The 2,361-nt window shown below is 65.7% G+C and carries 2 protein-coding genes; one reads left to right on the top strand and one right to left on the bottom strand.

From position 1 onward, the window contains the following. The coding region (locus tag A2J02_RS28485; protein ID WP_331712162.1) for a glycoside hydrolase family 2 protein at positions 1-1,513 on the top strand (1,513 nt) is incomplete at its 5' end. 28 nt (positions 1,514-1,541) lie between these two features. On the opposite strand, the gene A2J02_RS25640 is transcribed toward A2J02_RS28485, so the two are convergent. Next, positions 1,542-2,361 (bottom strand): glycosyltransferase family 2 protein (locus A2J02_RS25640; protein WP_068055462.1); only part of this gene is annotated, 820 nt, incomplete at its 5' end.

The raw sequence follows: 2,361 nt of genomic DNA, 5'->3' as shown, positions 1-2,361 counted from the left end.
GTCGCCGGAGGCCGATCTGCGGGCTGCGCTCGAGCAGCTCCGATCGGCGGGCCTGAACATGGTGCGCATCGTCGGCACCCTGGTATACGAGCAGCCCGAATTCTGGTCCCTGTGTGCAGAACTGGGCATCATGGTGTGGCAGGACGTCATGTTCGGCACCATCGACCCGCCCACCGACGACACGTACACCGCGGCAGTCACCCGCGAGCTCGACGCGTTCGCCGACATCGTCTCCGCCAACCCCGCCCTGATGGTCGTCAGCGGCGGAAGTGAGACTCAGCAGCAACCCACGATGTTGGGTCTCGCAGCCGAGGATCAACGAATGGAAATGCTGGACAGCGTTGTTCCTGATTTTTTGGCAGATCGCCTGCCCGCTGTGGCGTATGTGACATCGAGCCCGTCCAGCGCTCAGGGGGAATTGCACACCCATGTGGGTGACGGCATCGCGCACTACTTCGGGGTGGGCGGATACCTGCGCCCACTGTCCGATATCCGAACTGCCGGAGTACGTTTCGCGGCGGAGTGCCTGGCCTTCGCAGTTCCCCCGGAACGGGCGCAGGTGGAGAAGTTCTTCGGGTCCGCGGCCGTTGCCGGTCACCACCCCGACTGGAAGGCCGCCGTCCCACGTGACCGCGGCTCGTCCTGGGATTTCGAGGACGTGCGCGATCACTACGTACGCACGATCTTCGGCGTCGATCCACACCTGATCCGGCGCGACGATGCAGAGCTGTATCTCGATTACGGTAGGGCGGCGATCGTCGAAGCGTTCATCGAAGCGTTCGGCCACTGGCGTCGAGCATCCTCGGGGTGCGCCGGAGCCCTCGTGCTGACGCTGCGAGACACCGTCGCCGGTGCGGGCTGGGGCATCGTCGACACCGCCGGTGTGCGCAAGGCCCCCTTCTACGCGTTGGCGCGGTCCAGCGCGCCGGTGGCACTGCTGTTGTCCGACAACGGACTCGACGGCTATTCGGTGGAACTGGTCAACGACGGACCGGCTCGATCGGGCACTGTTCGAGTGGTGCTGCACGCCTCGCGCGGCAGCCACGAGTTCGAGCGCACGGTGAGCGCCCCGGCGAACGGATCCATCGCACTGACGGTGGATTCCATCGTCGGCACGTTCACCGACGTCAACCACGCCTACCGCTTCGGCAGCCGCACCTACTCCGCCGTCACGGTCCTGTTTCTGGACGACAGCGGCGTCGAGGCGGCGCGAACCACCGCGCTCGTCGGCGCGCAGAGTCGTCAGAACACGGTGGGGCTGACGGCGAATGTTGTCGAAAAAGATTCTGGAACATGGGAACTGACCGTCCGATCCGACTGGCCGGCGCAGTACGTCTGCGTCGACATCGACGGCTTCGAGGTATCCGACTCGTGGTTCCACCTGGCACCGAACGAACCTCGTACGCTGACGCTCGTCGGTCGCGGCGGGGGTGTACCGCGCGGACACGTGCGCGCGTTGAACTCCGTGGAGAGGGCCTCGGTGGCACCGAAGGTCGTGAGTGGTAACTCGTAGTGGACTACGAGGTTCTGTGCACGTGCCGCTAGCGGCTCGTACTGAGTCTTCCTCGGGCATAGCCGATTCCGGCTGCACCGACGCTGGCCACCACGGCCATCGCACCCCAGGCGCGCACGGGATTGCCGCGAGCCGCTGCGCTGGTCTCCCGGCCGACCGCGCGAGGAAGAATCTTGGCGGTGTATGCCCGCTCGGAGGACAGTGCGTCCTCGGCCCCGATCAACCGGGCGATCGCTGCCTTCGATACGCCCTCGGCGTAGCTGCGCGTGATGAGGTAGCGCGGACGAGTTCGATCTGCGCTGACGGTGTGATCGACGACGATCGAGGGATCGAACACGATCTGTGCGTCGGGATGCGTCTGACGCAGACGGATGCACAGCTCCGTCTCCTCGCAACCGAGCGGCACTCGACCGATCCGGCCGATGCCGGAGACGAACCCGCCGAGTGCGACGACGGGCTCACGGCGGAACGACATGTTCGCGCCCATGAGATTGCGGACCTGAGCGGTTTCCGTTGGCTGCCCGCGGTAGGTGCACCCGACGACCCAATCGAGTTCGCCGGGTTCACCCACTACCTCGGCCGGTAGGAAGGCCGGACGCTTGTCCGGCCATACCGGGTATGCAGAGCCCCCAACGGCGTACACGGCATCGTCCGAGTAATGGGACAGAATGGCTCCGAGCCACTCTGAGGTGCGCGGTGAGGCGTCGTCGTCCAAGAAGACGACGATCTCACCGGTCGCGAGGTCGAGCGAGGTGTTTCGCGCTCCGGACAGGCCACGTGGGTGGTTGTTCTCCACCACGTTCACGGTCCGGTGTAGCGGCGAGAACTCCTCACGCGCACTTTCGGCC

Origin of the sequence: Rhodococcus sp. EPR-147 (assembly GCF_001647185.1) — a bacterium.
Taxonomy (GTDB): domain Bacteria; phylum Actinomycetota; class Actinomycetes; order Mycobacteriales; family Mycobacteriaceae; genus Rhodococcoides.
The sequence above is the reverse complement of the archived record's forward strand: the minus strand, read 5'-3'. Positions and strand labels throughout refer to the sequence as shown.